This window comes from Peribacillus deserti (assembly GCF_016909175.1).
GTDB classification, from domain to species: Bacteria; Bacillota; Bacilli; order Bacillales; family DSM-1321; genus Paraperibacillus; species Paraperibacillus deserti.
This window is the reverse complement of sequence record NZ_JAFBFI010000016.1, coordinates 51,369-71,442: the sequence shown is the minus strand read 5'-3', so window position 1 is coordinate 71,442 and position 20,074 is coordinate 51,369. Positions and strand designations below refer to the sequence as shown.

The 20,074-nt window shown below is 39.5% G+C and carries 19 protein-coding genes, 1 riboswitch and 1 other annotated feature; of the genes, 6 read left to right on the top strand and 13 right to left on the bottom strand.

Translation table 11 applies throughout. The annotated features are described in order from the left end of the window. Positions 1-226 precede the first annotated feature (226 nt). Positions 227-598: an iron chaperone gene (locus JOC77_RS16025; protein WP_204545039.1), complete on the bottom strand. Its 372-nt coding sequence runs from the start codon at positions 596-598 to the stop codon at positions 227-229. A gap of 745 nt (positions 599-1,343) precedes the next feature. Here JOC77_RS16025 and JOC77_RS16020 point away from each other — a divergent pair. Next, positions 1,344-1,562 (top strand): alpha/beta-type small acid-soluble spore protein, encoded by a 219-nt coding sequence (locus JOC77_RS16020; protein ID WP_204545037.1) that lies wholly within the window; start codon positions 1,344-1,346, stop codon positions 1,560-1,562. Positions 1,563-1,708: 146 nt separating this feature from the next. Here JOC77_RS16020 and JOC77_RS16015 read toward each other — a convergent pair whose 3' ends face one another. After that, on the bottom strand, positions 1,709-2,623 hold the full coding sequence (locus tag JOC77_RS16015) for a GNAT family N-acetyltransferase (RefSeq protein ID WP_204545035.1): 915 nt from the start codon (positions 2,621-2,623) through the stop codon (positions 1,709-1,711). 209 nt (positions 2,624-2,832) lie between these two features. Between JOC77_RS16015 and JOC77_RS16010 the strand changes: the two genes are divergently transcribed. After that, positions 2,833-3,951 carry an AI-2E family transporter gene (locus tag JOC77_RS16010; RefSeq protein ID WP_204545033.1) on the top strand — a complete coding sequence of 373 codons (1,119 nt, stop codon included), beginning with the start codon at positions 2,833-2,835 and terminating at the stop codon, positions 3,949-3,951. A gap of 104 nt (positions 3,952-4,055) precedes the next feature. Further along, positions 4,056-4,208 (top strand): hypothetical protein, encoded by a 153-nt coding sequence (locus JOC77_RS16005; RefSeq protein ID WP_204545031.1) that lies wholly within the window; start codon positions 4,056-4,058, stop codon positions 4,206-4,208. A 54-nt stretch (positions 4,209-4,262) separates the two neighbouring features. Here the strand turns inward: JOC77_RS16005 and JOC77_RS16000 are convergent, their stop codons facing one another. From JOC77_RS16000 to JOC77_RS15970, 7 genes are all read right to left on the bottom strand, one after another. Next, positions 4,263-4,871, bottom strand: coding sequence for a LysE/ArgO family amino acid transporter (locus JOC77_RS16000; protein WP_239558829.1), 609 nt, complete (start codon positions 4,869-4,871; stop codon positions 4,263-4,265). Positions 4,872-5,323: 452 nt separating this feature from the next. Next, positions 5,324-6,619 (bottom strand): aspartate--tRNA(Asn) ligase, encoded by a 1,296-nt coding sequence (gene aspS, locus JOC77_RS15995; RefSeq protein ID WP_204545204.1) that lies wholly within the window; start codon positions 6,617-6,619, stop codon positions 5,324-5,326. Between the two features lie 95 nt (positions 6,620-6,714). Further along, positions 6,715-6,921 (bottom strand) — a binding site (T-box leader). 135 nt (positions 6,922-7,056) lie between these two features. Beyond that, positions 7,057-8,481 carry a tyrosine phenol-lyase gene (locus JOC77_RS15990; protein ID WP_204545029.1) on the bottom strand — a complete coding sequence of 475 codons (1,425 nt, stop codon included), beginning with the start codon at positions 8,479-8,481 and terminating at the stop codon, positions 7,057-7,059. Between the two features lie 402 nt (positions 8,482-8,883). Further along, positions 8,884-10,116: an ATP-grasp domain-containing protein gene (locus JOC77_RS15985; protein WP_204545027.1), complete on the bottom strand. Its 1,233-nt coding sequence runs from the start codon at positions 10,114-10,116 to the stop codon at positions 8,884-8,886. Positions 10,117-10,401: 285 nt separating this feature from the next. After that, positions 10,402-11,574 carry an iron-containing alcohol dehydrogenase gene (locus JOC77_RS15980; protein WP_204545024.1) on the bottom strand — a complete coding sequence of 391 codons (1,173 nt, stop codon included), beginning with the start codon at positions 11,572-11,574 and terminating at the stop codon, positions 10,402-10,404. 124 nt (positions 11,575-11,698) lie between these two features. After that, positions 11,699-12,133 (bottom strand): DMT family transporter, encoded by a 435-nt coding sequence (locus JOC77_RS15975; protein WP_204545021.1) that lies wholly within the window; start codon positions 12,131-12,133, stop codon positions 11,699-11,701. A 289-nt stretch (positions 12,134-12,422) separates the two neighbouring features. Further along, positions 12,423-13,211, bottom strand: a complete 789-nt coding sequence (locus JOC77_RS15970; protein WP_204545018.1) for a GNAT family N-acetyltransferase — start codon at positions 13,209-13,211, stop codon at positions 12,423-12,425. A gap of 354 nt (positions 13,212-13,565) precedes the next feature. Between JOC77_RS15970 and JOC77_RS21385 the strand changes: the two genes are divergently transcribed. Next, positions 13,566-14,072 carry an acetamidase/formamidase family protein gene (locus JOC77_RS21385; RefSeq protein WP_239558827.1) on the top strand — a complete coding sequence of 169 codons (507 nt, stop codon included), beginning with the start codon at positions 13,566-13,568 and terminating at the stop codon, positions 14,070-14,072. Further along, on the top strand, positions 14,054-14,203 hold the full coding sequence (locus tag JOC77_RS21380; RefSeq protein WP_239558825.1) for a hypothetical protein: 150 nt from the start codon (positions 14,054-14,056) through the stop codon (positions 14,201-14,203). The genes JOC77_RS21385 and JOC77_RS21380 overlap by 19 nt, the downstream gene beginning before the upstream one ends. Before the next feature lie 834 nt (positions 14,204-15,037). Here the strand turns inward: JOC77_RS21380 and JOC77_RS15960 are convergent. The 3 genes from JOC77_RS15960 to JOC77_RS15950 form a co-directional block, all read right to left on the bottom strand. Continuing rightward, on the bottom strand, positions 15,038-16,141 hold the full coding sequence (locus JOC77_RS15960; RefSeq protein ID WP_204545015.1) for a 5-methyltetrahydropteroyltriglutamate--homocysteine S-methyltransferase: 1,104 nt from the start codon (positions 16,139-16,141) through the stop codon (positions 15,038-15,040). Between the two features lie 141 nt (positions 16,142-16,282). Continuing rightward, a riboswitch (SAM riboswitch) is annotated at positions 16,283-16,390 on the bottom strand. Positions 16,391-16,476: 86 nt separating this feature from the next. Next, positions 16,477-17,355: a GNAT family N-acetyltransferase gene (locus tag JOC77_RS15955; RefSeq protein ID WP_204545013.1), complete on the bottom strand. Its 879-nt coding sequence runs from the start codon at positions 17,353-17,355 to the stop codon at positions 16,477-16,479. Between the two features lie 304 nt (positions 17,356-17,659). Then, positions 17,660-18,082, bottom strand: a complete 423-nt coding sequence (locus JOC77_RS15950) for an organic hydroperoxide resistance protein (protein ID WP_338047240.1) — start codon at positions 18,080-18,082, stop codon at positions 17,660-17,662. Between the two features lie 184 nt (positions 18,083-18,266). Between JOC77_RS15950 and JOC77_RS15945 the strand changes: the two genes are divergently transcribed. After that, on the top strand, positions 18,267-19,187 hold the full coding sequence (locus JOC77_RS15945; RefSeq protein ID WP_204545006.1) for a DMT family transporter: 921 nt from the start codon (positions 18,267-18,269) through the stop codon (positions 19,185-19,187). A 362-nt stretch (positions 19,188-19,549) separates the two neighbouring features. Here the strand turns inward: JOC77_RS15945 and JOC77_RS15940 are convergent, their stop codons facing one another. Then, on the bottom strand, positions 19,550-19,987 hold the full coding sequence (locus JOC77_RS15940; RefSeq protein ID WP_204545003.1) for a peptidylprolyl isomerase: 438 nt from the start codon (positions 19,985-19,987) through the stop codon (positions 19,550-19,552). Positions 19,988-20,074 lie beyond the last annotated feature (87 nt).

Genomic DNA, 20,074 nt, shown 5'->3' with positions numbered 1-20,074 from the left:
TTGTACGGTCTTTTGAAGTCTTTGCCACTTCTTTTTTAACTTTGTACGTACTCAGCGACCGCCTCTGAATTTGCATGTAAATAATTTCAAAATGCTATGTTTATCTAATTCTTCACCATCCTTACACACTTATAAATGGTGTTCAATCTAGTTTGCTTCGGGACGCTTTTAGAATCAAAGCCTAAAACCAAAGCCGCAAAAAAACGTGGTGGTTTATACGCCATAATTATTTCCGCCAAAAAGTTGAACATTCTGCCTTATCTAAAATATTAAACTCGATCATTTTCTCAAGTAATGAGAAATCAACCGGACTATCCCACTGGATACGTACTAACTGCTTGCTGTGATCATAGCCAGCCTGCACAATATCATCAGAAAAATGAATAATACCTGCCCTTTCAGGAGCAACAGCCAAATGATGTTTGGCTATGCTAAAGCCAATAATATATGTCCCATGATCGGTAAACATAGGCTGATTCCACGCAATTTTCGGCACTAAATTTGGGAATTTCTTAGTTACCCAATCCAAAACTTCTTCCGTACGAGCCCGATGTTGCGGGTTATCAATATGCGTTAAATATTCTGCAAAAACTTCCATGTTGTTCCCTCCTAAAATAAAAATTATGTCGTTCAGAGATATAAAAATTATGTCGTTCAGAGATCCTCAAATCCATTCGTTTGTAACTTTTTAAACTTCTACAAATAATACACAAACTCCTTCTTCCATAAAACTGACACGTTAGGGTAAGTACATTTCTTCACAATCTATATCTAATTTACCTAGTACCTAATGGATTTTTTTATTCGAAGTTGGGTGGCGTTAGTCCCTTGCGGCATGGGTTCACTAATTCCATACATAATTATCATTTAAAAAATTATTTGTACAAAAAAATCCATCATATCTTTTATTTTTGTACAGAGAGAAAATTATGTACACACAATCAAGTAGACAAGAACATCGAAAAATAAATTCCAATTTATACCAAAATTGTTTTGTTTAGTTCCCAAAATATGTATAAAGGTGATTAAAAGGTTTTACATATAAATTTTAGATGTGTAAAAATATACCTTTATTTAGTCATGCACTATATGTAAAAACCATTGAAAAAACTGAGGTTTTGTGTTTTGAAAATGATAGGAAATGACCATAGTCTTCCGAAAGTTTCCAGCTCTTCATTAGGTACTAGTTTTCCAAATTGTTACCACCATACATAATTATCCATATTACTTTTCAAAAGTATTTCATATTGAACTCTTTTATTTTTAATTATCATTTTTTAGATGTATGAACTCTTAAAAAAGAGGGAGATTAAAAGTATCAACCCAGAAGGAGGTGAACACACATGTCACGTCGTAGTGGTGGAAATCGTCAAAAATTAGTTCCAGGCGCACAACAAGCAATCGACCAAATGAAATTTGAAATCGCTCAAGAGTTTGGCGTACAATTAGGTGCTGAAACAGTTTCTCGTGCTAACGGTTCAGTAGGTGGAGAAATTACAAAACGTCTTGTTGCTACAGCTCAATCTCAAATGGCAGGTCAATTCGGTGGTACATCTCGTTAATATTAAAACAACTGCATAATTTGGATATGGCTATCTGCTTTTCGAGCAGATAGCCTTCAATTTGTTTCAATTAATTATAGGATCTACCAAGAACGTAATCATTCCTAAGGTGGCCGCTGCTGCTTTTTTTAAGAAACAGGAGCGCTTTATAAAGTAATGTAGTAAGATTCTACATATTCTTTCAGCACACAGCCATTTTTCTGAAATACTGCCTGCATGCTTTTGTTAGATTTATGCGTACTTCCTTTATAATAAGAGGCTCCCATTTCTTTTAACAGCTTCAAGGACTGGTAATGTATTTCTGTACTTAAACCTTTGCCGCGTTGTTCTGGAATAAGTCCAAAATAAAATAACCGCCCTTCATCAAGCGTCCCCGGCTCTAGATGTGGAATTGAAATCCCGACTGCCTGATTCTCCTTAAAAACGGCCATACATGAATTTTCCCATCCTGTACCAAGCTCGCTTTTGACAGATGAAAGATGTTCTTCAATTGAAAGTGACGACGCAGCATTTGCAGAACCCTGCATGCACCTGCTCCATAGCAATATAAAGTCTTCTTCCGTTATCGTTTCGTTTCCTATGGATCTCCATTCATAGCTGAATGGCTCCTCGTCAATATTGAAAAGCCCGCGCTGAAACTCAACTTTAGAGGCATAGTAGTCGAAATGGTATCTATTCAATAACTGAGATAGAAAATGGTACTTACTTGAGGATTTATGTATGATAGCGCCAATTCTCTTAACTTTCAGCTGTTCGCCAAAACTCAATATTCTCTTTATTTTATTTTCGAGCGAAACTTCACTTTCCACCTGTGTTTGATTTTCTTCAAAAGAAATATAATTAGGTAGGCCGTTTAATATTTTAAATGAATCTTCAACAACAGCTTGAAGTTCTACTACACTGTTCAATGTCCTGCCTCCGTTTCTTTTGATTAGGGCGGCTGCGTAAAACAACAGTTCTGCGATCCCTATACCTGCTAATAAAGGAACGCTGTTTAAGCTGTTCCGCCTTTCATTTAGTTTCTGCCATAACTCCTGACGAACGGCAATAAAATTGTACAAACAGCAGCAGTCATCTCCAGGAGTCCCCCATACATAAAGATCTTTTTACAATTAAGAATGGATGGCCCTCCTGGCCAAAATGTCTTTTCTGGATAGCAAGTAAATTATTCCTGAGTCTAAGCGTTTAAATTTACCGCAAATAGGAAAGGAGTAATGTAAGTGTCTATTCGGCACTTTTATCTAGGTATTTGCCGCGGGAGGTCATTAGGATGTGGATTAATAAGCCATTTTTCAAATATGCTACTGGAATTATCTTATGTTTAATTATTATTTTGCTTTTCGGCCGGATTGGTTATTTTATGAAACCCATTCAGCAGTTTATCGCTACGATTTTCTTTCCGATTTTGATATCAGGCCTGCTTTATTATTTACTCAGGCCTGTAGTTCGTCTGCTGTCTAAATTCCTGCCTAAAACAGTGAGTATATTAACTGTATATGCATTCATCTTTGGAACAATATTCGCTATTTTCCACTTCTTTGGGCCTTCCATTGCAGATCAGGTGAAAAATTTATCAGATACTCTTCCTCAAAAAGTCAAGGAAATCTCTTCTCAATCAGAGAAAGCAATATCAAAACATGATTTTGGTCTTATCGAAGGAGGCAATTTACAGGAAAAAGCGGTCAACTACTTTCGATCGTTTTCCCAAAGCGCTTCACAAAACATTATCAAACTATTTGCAACCTTAACCAGCATCGCAACTGTTTTGGTAGTCGTTCCTTTTATTGTATTTTATTTTTTGAAAGACGATGATAAACTGCGGCCATTCTTATTAAAATACATTCCTTCTGATCATGAGCCGGAAGGAAACAAAATTCTTATGGATATGGATAAAGCTCTTTCTACTTATATTACTGGCCAATTCATTATAGCTGCCGTCGATGGAGCATTGATGTTTATTGGATATATGATTATCGGCATAGATTATGCGCTGGTTCTGGCTGTTTTTGCTATGTTCTTGACCATCGTCCCATTTGCCGGACCTCTTTTAGGAATCATCCCTGCTCTTTTCGTTGCGTTGCAGAATGATCCTTTCATGGCTGTAAAGGTCCTAATTGTATTAGTGATTGTTCAGCAGCTGGAAGGGCATCTAGTTACTCCGAATGTAATGGGTAAAAAGTTAAATATACACCCATTAACGATAATACTGCTCTTGCTTGTAGCCGGTTCCATATATGGGTTCGTGGGCATTTTAATTGCCATTCCACTTTATTCAGTTATAAAAACTTTAGTAAAAAATTTCAGGCTGTTTTATAGACTGCGCAGGCGTAAAACCGCCGTTATTTCAAATTCATCAGATTCATCATCAACAAATCCACGAAATTCCTGATGATCAATTAAGCAGGCTGTCCAAAAGTGAAAATGGCAAAAAGATTGTTTTACATTCGGTAAAAAGGGAAATAAAATTGTAAGTCATCAATGAGGAGGATTAGTATGAATCCAAATAATCAGGAAAAAGAGAGCTTGATTGAAGCGGAACGGCGTTTTCAAAGCAATAATCATCCGAAAGATCCAGACGAAAAAAACACAGGACGTCTGCCTGACCATCAGCACAGATTAAAGGATCAAGAAAATTTAAGAAGATAATAAGAAAATGCTGGCCATCTTCATTTGGCCAGCACCTTTTTTATTTAATAAAGGTCATAATAGAGAATATAAAAGCATTAGTGCCACTCCCCAAATAATAAGCGCCGAACACTTATTTACAAAACTCATTAACTTTCCAGTTTGGTCCATTTTCCCAAAATACCTCCCTGACACAGCAAGCCCGAAAAACCATATCCAGGAGACCGTCACACAGGAAAGGGCAAACAGCCATCTATCAGTTCCTGAATATTGCAGGGAACTTGTGCCGATAACTCCAACCGTATCTAAAATGGCATGGGGATTTAATAAAGAGACCGAAGCCGCAAAAAGAATTTGTTTTTTTCCGGTAAACGCCTCTCCTTCTTCATTGCCCTTTCCATTCTTGGTTTTCCAGGTTACCCAGCCCATATAAAATAAGAACAAGCATCCACCCGCCATGAGTATCGTTTTGAACATATCATTTGCAAGGACAATCATTGATACTCCGCCAACAGCCAGAGTAATGAGTAGTAAATCACAAAGTGCTGCCGTCAAAACCGCAGGAAGCGCACGCACAAAATGTGTATGATATGCTCCTTGTTGGAATATAAATATATTTTGGACTCCTAATGGAAGAATAAGCCCAAACGCTAGTATTACTCCATGTATGATAACTGCTCCCAAACAGATCCTTCCTTCCTGATGTTATTCTCGTTTGCATTTACAAGCCACCGTTCATTTCCAGCGTAAATCTTTCGACCTGAAAATCGGCCTTATTATGAAGCACAGACTTTGAAACATCAAAGTTCAGTGTTGAACGGAACTCCTTATAATAGTCCTTTGCCTAATCGCTATTCCAGGTTTCAATCGCCTGAAATACATTTTTCCCCGTTTTTTTGCTGTAAAAAAACTTACGCTGCACTTCATTTAAACCAAAGTGTTATGGACAGGCTTGCCCAGATAGCTGCCGCCAGATTTACCATTTGCAGGCCCTTTACCAAGCATATAAACAGATAGCGGCTGCCTGGAATAAACATTACAAAAACCAGCAGAGATATTTCGGGAAATAAACACTGTCCCCAGCCGAAACCCCCGCATCCTATGGGTGAAGGGGCCGGGAAACGGGGAAGTCCCCATTATGGAACTAGCCGGTCACAATCTCTTGGAAATGCACTGGCTTCCCTCACATTTCCGAGGTTGAGGAAACGATACAATATTCTTTCAAGGCCAATTGCAAATCCCCCATGCGGAGGAAAGCCATATTGGAAAGCCTCTAAGTAAGAAGTGAATTCTTTTGGGTTTAATCCTTTGTTGTCGAATGACTTAAGAAGCTCAGCATGGTTATGAATTCTCTGGCCTCCCGAAGTTATTTCTGTACCTTTATATAATAAATCAAATGAATCTGTCAGTTTTGGATTTTCTTTATTAGGCATGGTATACATAGGTCTTGTGTCAGCCGGATAATGGGTGATGAAAACAAAATCGCTTCCCTGTTTTTCTTTTATATACTTGCCTATCAGCTTTTCCCCTTCTGTATTCAAGTCTCCTTCAGGAGATTCTTTCTTATAGACTTCCTTTAAGATGGTTTGTGCTTCTATCAGCGACAATTCTGGTATCTTATCTATCACCGGTATATTAGCATTGAAAGCAGCCAGATCCTGACTGCAGCTGCATTGTATTTTCTGAAATATAAATTTGAGCAGTTCCGTTTCAAGCTTCATGATTTCTCGAAAATCTTCTATAAAACCCATTTCAGCGTCTAATGAAATATACTCATTTAGATGCCTTGAAGAGTTATGTTCCTCTGCCCGGTAAACAGGTGCAATCTCAAAAACCCGTTCAAAGCCTGCTCCCACCATCATCTGCTTATAAAACTGCGGAGATTGAGCTAAATAAGCTTCCTTCCCAAAGTAATTTAATTTAAAAACATTTGCTCCACCCTCTGCTCCCTGGGAAACCAATTTAGGAGTAAATATCTGTGTAAAGCCCTGTTCGGTTAGAAATTCGCTAAATGATTTTACAAATAGTGCTTTTATTTTAAAAATGGTGCTGATTTTATGATGTCTGAAGGACACGAAGCGATTACTTAAGACTTGGTCCAGCCCTGCATTCAACGTTTGTTTACTCAGCTCAAATGGAAGTGGGGCGCTGTTTGACAAAATAGTTACGCTCTCAGCAAGCACTTCAACACCTATATGAGTTTGATTTGTCTTCTTTACAATTCCTCTTAGTTCAATCGCACCTTCAGCTTCGAGCTTAAAGCCGGCCCATTGGTTCTCCAGTACACATTGGATCTCTCCTGTTCTGTCTCTTAGCAGGACAAAGCTTATACTTCCTAAATGCCTGACCCTTTTAACCCATCCTTTAATGGTTACCTCTTGATTTTCCTTTTCTTTACATTCGCGGATGAGTACACGTTTTAGTTCCGTCACTTTTTTTCCTCCTTTAGGTGTCCATTTTTTATTATCATCATCATCAGAATCCACTGTACTCACCTCCAAAAAATAAAAAAACCGCCCCTATATAAAATAGGGACGGGAAAACCGCGGTACCACCCAAATTGCTGTATACAGCCACTTGTTTTTGTATAACGGCAAACTGCCGTCAGCTCCTACTAGCGTTTTCAGAGCTACACTCACAGGTGTCTTCACTCTATGTTACCTCAGTCTTTTCAGCTGCCGACTGCTCTCTAAGGGTAAGGGAAAGAATTACTTCTCCTGATCATCGTTTTGTCGATATTAAATTTATTTGATATTATAACAGTTCAAATCGTTTGTAAACAAATTTTTCCTATTTTACAGAAATTTCTCCTGTTCGCTATGTTCATACTAATTGCAATCTTACGCAAACTAATTCATTTTATTATCTATTAATTAACATGGATTGCACTGCCGTCTCCTCCTACAAGTTCACCATTATCGGAAAGCGGTGAGAATCTCGCATTGAAGAAACGAAGCGTCGGCGGTTCATAAACCATTTGAAGGCCGCAAATCTGATTTCTTTTTTGATAAAGTGAGATAATTGAATCTGCGACTACATCCATATGGTTATTAGTATACACACGGCGTGGAATGGTCAGTCTCACAAGCTCCAGTTTAGGCTGATTATGATTGCCTGTAATCTTATTTCTTCCCGCTGACACGATTCCTCTTTCCATGGAACGCACACCAGAATCCAGATAAAGGGCAGCCGCAAGCGATTGGGCTGGAAAATCTCCCTGCTTCAAGTGAGGAAGAAATGCTCTGGCATCAAGAAAGACCGCGTGCCCCACGATTGGACGGACTATTGGAATTCTTGCTTCTAACAGCTGTTCTCCCAGATATCTTACCTGATGGATACGATGTTCAATGTAATGGTCATCGATCGCCTCATAAATTCCCTGAGCCATAGCTTCCATATCTCTTCCAGCCATACCTCCGTATGAAGGCATCCCTTCATACACTACAACAAGTTCTCGAGCGCGGGTATACAGTTCCTCATCATTCATAGCAAGGAAGCCTCCGATATTAACCAGGCAGTCTTTCTTTCCGCTCATCGTACATCCATCCGAATAGGAGATCATTTCTTTTAAAATGTCAGCTACTGGCTTGGTGCTATAGCCCTCTTCTCGTTCCTTTATAAAATAGGCGTTTTCCACACACCGTGTAGCATCGAACATGACCTCAATCCCATAATTCCTGCATACTCTATAAACTTCCCTTATATTTTCCATGCTCACCGGCTGGCCTCCAGCAAGATTTACTGTTACAGCCAGGCACAGATAGGGAATTTTCTCTGAACCAACCTCATCTATTAAATTATGAAGCTTCAAAATATCTATATTCCCTTTAAAAGGATGGTCAATTGAAGGATCATGAGCTTCATCAATAATCACATCAACAAAAGTAGCGCCATTAAGCTCCTGGTGAGCTCTAGTTGTAGTAAAATACATATTTCCGGGTACATAATCTCCATCCTTGATTTTTAACTGAGACAGGATATTCTCTGCACCGCGCCCCTGGTGTGTTGGAATGATATATTTATAGCCATATACCTCCCTGACTGCCTGTTCTAACTTCTTCCAGCTCCTGCTGCCAGCATAAGCCTCATCGCCCATCATAATGGCTGCCCACTGCCTGTCACTCATCGCTGTAGTTCCGCTATCTGTAAGCAGGTCAATATAAACATCCTCTGAATCAATTAAAAATGTATTAAATCCTGCTCTTTTCAAAGCTTCTTTTCTTTGTTCGTAAGTAAGAATCGTCAGAGGTTCTACTGCTTTAATCTTATAAGGCTCAGCTGTACGTCTTTTCATAGCAAACATCCCCCTTTATTCACTCTATGCCAATAACACACCCTAAACCATCAACGCATTAATAAAATAAAGCGGGGACTGTCCCCATTTTCCCGGGTCTTTCCTCTAACCAGGATATTCGACATTGTTGGCGTTATCTGTCATTTCCTGCGCTTTCCCGAGAAATAATGGGAAACAACCGGGCAGCTTTTCTGGGCCTAAATAAGAAAAAGGCGGCTTTATATGTGTATACAAAGTCACCTTGTCACTCGCTGTGAAATATGATTTTGATTTTTTCTATTCTAGTAGGCTCTGTAGAATCGTAATGCCCACCCATTCTTATCCTCCAGTGCCGTGATGGTTGCCCATTCCAAATCCTACGCAGCCAGGATGGCCTCCAAGTTCCCTATCCTTAAAAAAATATCAATTTTCTTTGATTTTAGTACTGATTTCAAAATGTACCTTCTGTGCTGCCTCCAATGCTATACGTTTTGCATCCTCTTTGTTTTTTGATGATGCGATTACATACCCATACCTGTCTCCCATCCTTATTGGGGGACGTACAGCCTTTCCTACCCTGGATTTTATAAAAACTTCTTCTACACCTGGAGATTTGGATGCTTCCATATCGCCTGATACACTTAGCAGCTTTCCTTCTGTTTCAACTGTGAAATAGTGCGCATAAACAAACTTGCTGTGTTTTTTTGTAAGATTGGGTTTATTCCCTAAGAAAAGCTGAATGGTTTCTTCTACAAGTTTAATTCCGCATCCGATCTCGATTATTCGGTTCATAGCGCTTCCTGCTATCCTGGGGTTGGCTTCAATCAACTTCCATTCATTATCAACTAATCGCATTTCGAGATGGCACGCTCCATTCTCCATTTGAAAAGCTTGTACAATAGCTTGGATGCTTTTGTATAAATCATCATAGAAAGGTTTGTCCACTTCAGGCAGCAAACAATAACCTGTTATAATAAATCTTTTAAAAAAAGTGACCTCCTGTTCAATAATAGCCACTACATTGATGTTGCCATTATAAACAACCACTTCAATTAAATATTGAGGGCCGGATAGAAATTTCTCCACTAATATAGGCTTATTTTCATATTTCGCCAGCAGCTCTTTTAAGGATAAATATAACTGCGACCTGTTATTCGCTAACAATACGTCGCGAGATCCTGCCGAAGAAGGGGATTTTACAATAAGGGGGAATTGTTCTTCTTGAAGATTTACAAAAGGCTCCATGGGATTTTCTGGGTTATATATTTGATAGTAAGGTGATACAGAAAGATGAGAAAGAAGGCTTCGAGTTAATACTTTATCCTCCATATAACGTATCGGTTTTGAAGGAACACCTGTCTGGCAGAATTCTTCCGCCAAAGCGGCACTTGTATGAACAAAGGGATCAATAAAACTCATGATTGCTTTTATTACACTTCCAGACCTCTGAAGTTCCATTATCTTTCCTCTTAAAACGTCGAAGTCCCGCAGATTCGTTAAAATGATTTGATCAACCTCGGAAAAATCCTTATGATGATCCATAAAATGCGGTTTATCTGTGAGCAATATGGTCTGGAATCCAAGCCTTTTTGCTGCTTTTAGTGCATCTCTGCTTGACCCGGTTTTATTTGCACTAACAAACACAATAGTGTCCATACTATGTGGATCCCACCTGTAATTATTTAATTTTTTCTACGTTAATAATAGAATATCGCTTTAGATCCAAAATGGTTCATGCTTTTACTAAAATATTATGTCAAGCCAGCTTGAATTGTGTCCGAAGTTTTTCACCATGGCTTTTGTTTTTCGAGGCAAGGTGCTTGCACGCAGCTGCTTATTTATTTCAATTGCATTAGTTTTTAAAGCAGAGATTCTGATATCCAAGCACAGTTATCCAAAAAAGCACACCCCCTTTGAATTTGAGATGTGCTTTTTAATTATTTAATGGCTCACTTTGCTGAAGTAAGCATGTGTAAGAATTTGGAGATAATCGCTTCTCGAAACGGATCTAACATTACTTTGAGTAGATCCGTTGTTATAGGCTAGTTCAACTATACGCGGAAAATCTTCTTCTTTTATTCCCGGAAGGTCTTTAAGATGCGGGATATCAAGGGAGTATACAAAATCTTGAATGCCAGTAATTAGTTTCGACACCGCTTGATCTTCCTCTTCAGACTCTTCAGCAAAGCCCATGATTTTTGAAAGCCTGCTGTGAATTTCTTTGTTCTCTTCTGCGTTAAACCTCAGAACATATGGTAGGAATACTGCATTTGCAACACCATGCGGAGTATCATAAAGACCGCCTAATGCTTCTGCCAGGCAGTGGACAGCTGCAACATCTGCCGATCCAAAACACAAACCGGCAAGCAGGCTTCCTTCTAGCATTTCTTTACGTGCTTCTCGGTTCGCGCCATACTGATATACATCAGGGAGAGATCCAACAATTTTCCTCATCGCACTAGCGCCAAGAGCCTGAGATATAGGGTTAGATACTTTGCAGGTATACCCTTCTATAGCATGGACTAGAGCGTCAACTCCGGTAGCAGCAGTTACACTCGGCGGTACGCTATAAGTAAGCAGAGGGTCAAGGACCGCTAATATGGGCCTTAAAAGGGCATGCTTAAGTGTCATTTTTCGATGTGTTGCCTGCTCCGTAATAACAGCAGAACGAGTAACTTCAGATCCAGTCCCGGAAGTAGTCGGAACACAGATTATCGGGGCTATTTTAGAATATGGACGCAAGCCATCAGCATAATCAGATGGTATTCCGCCATTCGGCCCGCATAAGGCAATCGTTTTGCCAGTATCCATTGCACTCCCTCCGCCGATAGCGATTACAGCGTCAGCTGCTGAACGACGAAAAAGCTCTGCACCAGCTAAACAATCGGTGTCTCTGGGATTTTGGGCAATTGAATCGAAAAGGGTTACCTTAAACCCTGCAGTTTCCAGCGATCTCTGTATTGGTAAAACTAGTCCTGCACGGATAACACCTGGATCACTAACTACAAGCAAACTAGATCCAGCATGCAGGAATTGCAGCATTTCCGGCAGGTGCTTTGACTTGCCCTCGCCAAATTCAATCTGTGTTGAACAAAAGTAACTATAAGATTCCATCCATCTTCCCCCTTTTTAGTCTTCACTGTTCTGAAATACTTGTACTCATTGAGTAGTTGAAAAATTCAGAAAATGTTTATTATAAATTAAGAGATCCTTTTAAAAAGATCTCTTAATTCAATAATTATTTTTTATTAAATAAATAAAGAGAAACAAACAGAAGCAGGAAGGCTGCAATTTTTTTTGTACTAATCGGATCCTTGATTCCACCCATAAGCCCAAAATGATCGATTATCGCTCCAATGATCATTTGTCCAGCAATTACGGCTATAAAAGTAGAGGCCACTCCTATTTTAGGCACGGTAACTACCATGATAAAAACGTAAAATGCTCCTAGAAGTCCGCCTAAAAGCTGCCACTTCGGAACCGTCCCGGCAGCAAGCATATTCCCTTTCCCAAAAAAGATGGTTACAAAGAATAATGCTGCTGTACCAATTAAAAATGATATAAATGCAGCCTCAATTGACCCAGCTTTCTTACCCAATCCTCCATTTATCTGTGCCTGAAAAGCGATGGCTATACCGCCAATAAAGGCTAATACCGGAAAAAGAACTCTCATGCTTATTCTCCTTACTCCACTAGAGTGCCCATTGGCATTAGCAAAAAAGCACTCCATATAGGCATAATCTTCGTGGATATATGTATAACAGAAGTTTTACTACATAAGAGTAATATATTTGCCTAAATACTGCCAGCCTAAAGTATTAGAAGATGTATAGCCCGTAAATTGAACTTTAAATAAAGAGGCTTGCCCAGGAAGGATCCGGGTAGAAACTAAAGGGTATATTCGTTACGATGTCTCTTGAAATATTCGACTCTAAACATCTTCCAATAGCCGACACTCTTATTTATTCCCCTTCTCTAATCTCTTGAATGCTCTTTCCGCCTAAAAAAGCATGCCCAGTCTTAAGCTTTGCTATTGTCTCAAATCCGCTCTTACAGTACACTTTTTCGACAGCTTCTGTTATTGGAAACACCCAGAGATGGCTCAATCCCCTTTTTGACACTTCTTGCTGTATGTATGTAATTAGTTCTCCAATTAATCCTCTTCCCCGATACTCTTCTAATGTAGCTACATTTTCCATTCTTGCTTGATGATCATGTTCAAAGATACAAGCGGTTGAGCAGGCCGCACCATTATATCTTAAGAGATAATGAGTATATTCTTCATGCTTGTATTCCTCAGCAAAGGCTTTTGCTCTAACTTCACCGCCTAATTCCTTTATGCTTCCTTCAATATTTATTGCTTCCTCATAATTATGGTCATTTACTTCTTCAATCGTTACTGATTCTCTTATTTTCTTATTCTGCATTTGATTGTTCCATAATTGCACCGGAGAAATAAGCTCTTCGTACCCAAAATTCTGTTTCTTAAGCTCAGATATCAGCTCCTGCTGATTTACTAGATCGTATAGATAAAACCGGGGAATGATAGAAAGCTCCTGGTAAAAAGCCAAGGCTTCTTGAATTACCGCTTGGGGATTGCTGCATGGTTTATGAATGTGTGCATGATTTGCATCATAATAATCAGGCTGATTCACATTGTAAAAGAAGGCTCCCCATGCAGTATCTTTTCTATTACTAAAGGTTTCAAGATATTTATAATCCAGTTCTATTATTTTTTCAAGATTGTTCATAAAATTCCCCTGTGTCTCTGTATTTGCCTATTTTATGGCAATTTATATTGTAACAAATTAGAAGCATGCCAGGTTCATTATTTTGTGATAGTTCATTAAAAATTAAATATTTTGTTGTTTCAAAAGGTAATATAAATTACTACTTAAAGTAACGATATAGGAGGCGATAATCATGAAGGTGCATTATCTAAAACCAAGCCGAGATACATTACAATGGCTTCTTTAGTAAAGATATTCATCCTGCCGCCATTATAAATTCGGGAAACTCAGTGATCCTTCAAACGCTTGATGCAGCGTGGGGAGTAGAAAAAACGCTCGGTTCTCGGAGGAAACCCAAAAAAATTTACCGATATCATGGAGGAGAGAAAACCGGAGCGATTTGGACATTCTATTATCGGCCCCATTTATATAAATGGGGCTGAGCCTGGAGATACCCTTGAGATTAAAATAAATGAAATCGTCCCAGGGAACTGGGGATGGTTATCAGTTGGGGGTTTTCCAAGCTATTGGAACAAAAAGTTGGGACTAGAACAGTTAAATGAAATAACCCTCGATTTTACCCTCGATCAAACAAATATGATAGGAAGTAGCCAGTTCGGCAATTTTGATTACGCTGTAAGACTTAACCCGTTTATGGGAATTTTGGGTATGCCGCCAGCCGAGGAGGGAAAACATTCTACTGTTGTTCCACGAAATTGGGGCGGGAATTTGGATTGCAAAGAACTTCAGGCAGGTACCACCTTATATTTGCCAATAACCGTTGAAGGAGGACTTTTTTCTGCCGGTGACGGGCATGCACTTCAAGGGGCGGTGAAGTTTCTGGACCTGCTCTGGAATGTCCTATGGAAAAAGTTGACCTGACCCTCACTGTATTAAAAGACTTTTCCATTGACACACCAAGAGCTAAGGTCAAAAACGAATGGATTACAATGGGCATCCATGAAGACCTGAACGAAGCCATGTGGATCGCTTTAAATGAAATGCTGGACTGATGGCCGACTTATATAACATATCCAGAACAGAAGCATGTGCTTATGCTTCACTCGTAGTCGATTTACGAATAACGCAGATTGTTAATTATTAGGAGTTCATGCATTCCTCCCAGATGATGCTTTATTTAAAATATGATGCTGGAGCGGCTGGAACAATGCGGAGGAGAGGCTCTGGTGAGTGCGCGGGCAAAAAAGGCACTTGAAGATTAGTGAGCAAAAATTAAGTTCTTATGATTAGAGACCGCGCGTTGCGAGCAGAGACACACCATGTCATCAGACACACTTCATGTGAGCAAGTTTCCATACATTGTGAGCAAATAAATGTAGTTGCCAGCAAACACACTTCATGTGAGTAGGTTTCGATGCATTGTGAGCAAATAAATGTATTTGCGAGCAACAATCCCTGCATTGCGAGCAGACACCCAGCATGTGAGCAAGTTCCCATACATTGTGAGCAAACAAACTTTATTTGCGAGCAAATATCCGGATTTGAGAGCAACAATCCCTGCATTGCGAGCAGACACCCAGCATGTGAGCAAGTTCCCATACATTGTGAGCAAACATATGAACTTGCGAGCAAAAATCCGATTTTGAGAGCATCCCTTCCTACCTTGTGAGCAGACACTCATCACGCGAGCATGTTTACACCAAATACCTACTTGCGACCAGACATCCTAAATGCCGAGCAACAATATATACTTTGCGAGCACGTTTACATATGCAAGTAATTCTAAGGTAAACTGCTAGTTCATCTTCCCCATTCTTAACAGAATCCGGAATCTAGTTACCACAATTAAAAAGACTCGAACTAAATCGAGTCTTTTTTTAATGCACTTATTTCCAAACATCCCCAGCTATTTTAATAACATGTCTTATTTTCTCCCATTGCTGTTCTTCTGTTAGAAGATTGCCCTCTTCTGTTGAGGCAAAGCCGCATTGAGGACTTAGACATAACTGGTTTATATCTAGAAATTGGCTTGCTTCTGCAATTCTGGTTTTAATTTGTTCAGCTTGCTCGAGATCCCCGAATTTAGATGTTATTAATCCTAATACGATTTGCAGATCGTCACGAATTACATGGCGCAGAGGGTTAAAACCTCCTGAACGCTCGTCATCGAATTCAAGAAACAGGCCGTCTACGTTTAAGCCTCCAAATATAATTTCAGAAACATAATCGTAGCCGCCGCTTGACATAAAAGTAGATTTGAAGTTACCGCGGCAGATGTGCATAGTGATTGTCATGTCATCAGGCTTATGGGCGATCGATTCATTGACAGTACGGGCAAACAGCTCAGCAAGATCTTTTGGTTCATCACCTTGTGCAATGATATTTTCTCTGCCTTGTTCCGAAAAGAATACAGCCCAGGATGTATCATCCAGCTGAAGATAGCGGCAGCCCGCATCATAGAAGGCTTGAATGGCCTTTTGATAAGCAAGGACCAGGTCATCAAATAACTCCTCCCTGCTTTCGTATACTCCATCTTCAAGTGAGGCTCTCAGGAGAAGCATATTGGGGCTTGGTATCGTGAACTTTGCAGTATGGTCTCCAGCAATTTCATGGAGAAATTGATAATGTTCAAGCATTGGATGATCTGCAAAGTCTATTTTCCCAGTTACTTTGACGCCGTGTGCTTTTGTTTGAACACCATTAAATTGTAAGCCAGTCTCTGTTTCGTATAACTCGACACCTTCCAGCTCAGCCAGAAAATCAAAATGCCACCAGGCCCTTCTGAATTCACCGTCAGTTACGGCTTGTAAACCTACTTCTTTTTGCTTAGCTACTAGGCGGATAATTTCTTCGTCTTCGATTTTCCGCAATTGGTCAGCTGTTATTTCTCCATTTTGTTTTTTCAGTCTGGCCTGTTTGAGTCTCTCAGGTCTTAGGAAGCTTCCTACATGGTCGGCTCTAAATGGTGCTTTTAGTAATGTTTTAGTCAATGAAAACAACCCCTTTTTTTATTAAGTAGAAAAGTCTCCCACAGCGTATAAAGGCGGCCGCAGCTTTCTTTGGCAAACCAAAAAACGCTCCCCCTGTAAGGAAGAGCGTTCATATACACAGCATAAGCATACAAGTTCTCTCCCTTATCTTTCAGAGTAATCTTTCTGCAGGATTTAGCACCGTCTGTTTTTTCAAACAGGGGTTGCCGGGTTTCTCAGGGCCAGTCCCTCCACCGCTCATGATAAGGTTTTTTTAAGATTCGAATTATTTAATTATTATAAAGAATACATCTTATATTATAGAATGTAAAGCACTTTAATGCGATAAAGAAATTTTACGCCTGTGAGGTTATAGGATGCTTGACATCTTTCGGCCATACTGATTGGTTATTAGATCTTACAAACAGCACATTCGTATCTTCAAGTAATTCTTTTTTAAAACGTATGCCTGCATAATCTGGAGTAAAGTGAAACACAATTCGATTGGAAGCTGGCAAAGTAAGCGAATAAATTATTTTCTTGATATCTAGTTCCTCTACGCTGATGATATCAAAAACATGCAGGGTATGACCTTCGTTTTGAGCAATAACCAAAACCCTGTCTTCTTCAAAAAAATAAATATCATCGCGAAAAACGTACATACAATAAAACATTAACAGTTCCTGCACATTGACTGTACCAAACTTTCGAGAAATAGGTATCCTTATGGATGCAAACTCAAAAATAAACGATAAGTCTGCCGGGTGGCGGACATCCAGCTTTCTAAAAGGCGCAGATACTGCAGGGTCATTTTCAAAGTCCAAAAAATATTGGACCTCTTTCATCGGCATAAATCCAAACTTCGGATAAAAATTCAGTACTGACTGGTTTGCAAATAAATAGATAAAGTCATAATCGGCGAAATCCTCTAGCACTTTGTTCATCAATCTCTTAGACAAGCCTTGGCCTCGATAATCTAAATGAGTCATCACAGTTCCAATCTGGATGCCTCTTTTATGTTCCTTATGTAAAATCAAATCAATTTTATTAACGGAGACATTAGCGACCACCTGATGATCATCTATGTACGAATATGGCTCGTATTTATCGATCCAAAACCCTGCTTTATACCAGGATTCAAAGTTTATACCAAAAATCTGTTGTGATAGCTGATTGAAGCTATTTCTTAAAGTTTCGTTATTTCTATATCCTTTTACAAACTGCAGACCCATCATTTTTACCCCTTTTTTGCTTCTATAGACTTGATCCGCCTTGCTGCTAATTCTTAAATTTCACCCTCATCTTAAGTGAACTATGATCCATTTTCGTCCTATTCCTGAAAAAAACGCTTTCCTTTTTTGCCTAAAGAAACAAAATGCACAAAAAAAGACGCCTGGCTGCCCAGGCGTCTTTCGCGTATTGAGGCGAATAACCACACTCCACATAGTGTGTACCAAAAGGTATGTTATTCGGCTTACACAACTCAGCTCATCGCTTATTTATAATAACACAAATTTATTTGTTTAGCAATAATAGTTTTTAGTTCGCATTCACCTTAAGCTCAACATCAATATTGCCTCTAGTTGCTTTTGAGTACGGACATACCTGATGAGCTTTTTCCACTAGACTTTCAGCTTCTTCCTGAGAAATGCCGCTGATATCTACATTCAGAATAACACTCAATTTGAACCCATTATCGCTTTCGTCCTTCAGCAGGCTGACTTCGGCGGATACGACAGGATCTACTTTTATTTTTTCTCCCGCAACAAGTCCGAGCGCTGAATTAAAGCAGGCAGAATATCCAGCTGCAAATAAGGATTCAGGATTTGTTCCATTTCCTCCATCTCCATTTAATGCTCGTGGATTGGCAAGCTGGAAATCAATAACTCCATCATCGGACCGGACTGTTCCTGCCCGTCCTCCTCTTGAAGTTGCTTTAGCTGTAAATAGTACACTCATTATTCATAACCTCCTAGTATAATTCCTTCGTCTTTTGTTTTCCCTCTACAATCTGCTGCAAACCCCTTGATTTCTTTTACAATGCTGCCTGGCTATTTCTTTTTAATTCGTGACATTCTGGACCCTTCGCTATAAAATTAAAAAATATTCAATGTAAAAGTTATTCCGTTAGAAAGAAGTTGAAGCCTTGCGTACTTATCAAATTTACCTTTTATTGTTTTTCATCATGATTCCGTGGGGTTTAAATGTAACAGCAACTAAAATTTTAGTTGATCAATTTATGCCTTTAACCATGACAGCGTTCCGAATCATGACTGCTGGGATTGCTGTTATCATTGTTCTGCTCATGCTGAGGCAATTTCGGCTTCCTGCAAGAAGTGAATGGAAGGCAGTCGTCCTGGGTGCTATTTTAAATGTAGCTGGTCATCACTCCCTCCTATCAGTCGGCCTTAAAAACACCTCTGCGGTTAATGGCGGACTTATATTAGGAGTTGGACCATTATTGACTGCCATTTTAGCTATTATTTTTCTCGGAAGCCGCCTTACCTGGATTAAGTTTCTTGGGTTTATTATTGGGTTTTCCGGAGTATTTATTACGGTTTTGGAAGGGAAATCCGGAATGCATGGAGTTAGTATAGGAGATTTTGAAATTTTCTTATCCATTCTTTCACAGGCATTTAGTTTTATCTTGATTAAACAGGCATCTAAAACTATGGATCCGAGGCTTCTGACAGGATACATGCTGACTCTCGGATCATTATTCTTATTAATTATTGCCACAATAACTGAGCCTGGAGGAATTCATAGCTTAGCAGCCGGCAGCACGATAATGTGGGTCATTTTCTCCGCATCCGCCATCATTGCAACTGCCTTGGGACATATGTCGTACAATTACTGCATTGGTAAAATCGGGGCAGCCGAAGCTTCTATATTTTTAAATCTGACTCCGTTCTTTTCCCTGCTGGGCGCTGCTCTGTTTCTTGATGAAAAAATTACTACTTCACATTTAGCCGGACTTCTGTTAATCATTGCGGGTGTGGTCATTGGCTCCGGCGCATATAAGCAGCTGTTTTGGAGGAAAAATAGAAGAATCGATGCGTCCCTATAATAAATGAGAAAGACTTCTTCTGTTATTTTATTTGGCTCTTTTCTTAAAGATTGTTGTTATTTAATAAGTTTTACAAAGTCATCTCAGTGTTAAATTAGTTGATTGGAGCGTAAGGTGCGAGACTCCTGCGGGAGCAGCGGGACAGGTGAGACCCCGCAGGCAAAGCCGAGGAGGCTCACCGCCCGCCCCGCGGAAAGCGAGCATCCTGGAGAGGAAATCAACCTCCTTGTTCGATAGCAACAAAGTTTGCGAAAACAGCCTTTTATTTTAACCTGTTTATTCACTTTATATGAAGAAGTTCTTTTACACATCCAGAAAGCAAAATAAAAAAGCCCGCGAAACACTTCGCGGGCTTATTGCATTTACTCTTCGATTACTCTAACTTCTTTCATTTTGTCGCCTTGTTTAATATCGTCGACTTTGTCCATACCTTCTACAACTTTACCGAATACAGTGTGTACTCCGTTAAGATGCGGCTGTGGTTCAAATACGATAAAGAATTGAGAACCGCCTGTATCTTTGCCAGCATGAGCCATAGATAAAGAACCGCGTTCATGCTTGTGAGGATTGCCCTGTGTTTCACATTTGATTGTGTACCCAGGTCCGCCAGTTCCTCTTCCTTCAGGACATCCGCCTTGAGCTACAAAGCCAGGAATAACACGGTGGAAATTAAGTCCGTTATAGAATCCTTCTTTAATTAGTTTCTCAAAATTTTCAACTGTTCCAGGTGCTTCGTTTGGAAACAGTTCAATTTTTACTTGTCCGCCTTTTTCTAAATCAATTACAGCATATTTACTCAAATGAATAAACTCCCTTCAAATCATAGATATGTAAGTTTTACCTAATGATTATACTTCATCGAGCACGAAAATGAAAACTTTCAATAT